Annotated in this window: 1 protein-coding gene; it reads right to left on the bottom strand. The window is 37.8% G+C overall.

Annotation, left to right across the window (positions count from 1 at the left end):
- The coding region (locus tag BACCOPRO_RS16935) for a DUF4372 domain-containing protein (RefSeq protein WP_008145612.1) at positions 1–535 on the bottom strand (535 nt) is incomplete at its 3' end.
- Positions 536–656 lie beyond the last annotated feature (121 nt).

The raw sequence follows: 656 nt of genomic DNA, 5'->3' as shown, positions 1-656 counted from the left end.
CCATTGCCTTGACATCGTTTATCTTTGCTTCGGTTATATGGATAAAGGCAGGTACTTGAGTCTCTACATCATACAACGTATGGATTTTGACACCTCCCTTATGTGTACGGAAGTTTGCCCAAGGAAACAGTTTCAGACACAAGTCAATCGTTGTAGAATCGAAGGCATATACATTTCCGTTTAGTTTGAATATGTCATTTATTCTTTTCTTTCTGGCCTCGCTTATCATATAGAATGCGAAGTCCTCAAAGATACGGTAGTCCCGGTTCTCATTTGCTTTTGCAAGGTTACTCCGAGTGACATGTTTCCCAACCCCAAGATGGTAGCATTTCTCTTGATGTGCATTCAGCGCAACAATCAGATCACGAAGACTTTCGCGGTTACACAATTGTCCGAACATCAAAGTAAGAAGTTGATTCCAGCAAGTAAAATGCTTAACATACTTGTTGCCATCATACTTCTTTACGATACGGAGAAACTTGTAATTGTCTAAAAACTCAACCATTTGGGCGAAAACGTATTTGTCTTTATTCATATACAGCCTAAGTTAAGGCTGCAAAGTTATGATTTCAAATCGTTGCGCAAGAAAATATCTTGTAACAAACTGTAATTCAATTATTTCAAAGAACTATTTGCGATTTTTAGTGGACAGTAAT

This window comes from Phocaeicola coprophilus DSM 18228 = JCM 13818 (assembly GCF_000157915.1).
GTDB lineage: Bacteria > Bacteroidota > Bacteroidia > Bacteroidales > Bacteroidaceae > Phocaeicola > Phocaeicola coprophilus.
The sequence above is the reverse complement of the archived record's forward strand: the minus strand, read 5'-3'. Positions and strand labels throughout refer to the sequence as shown.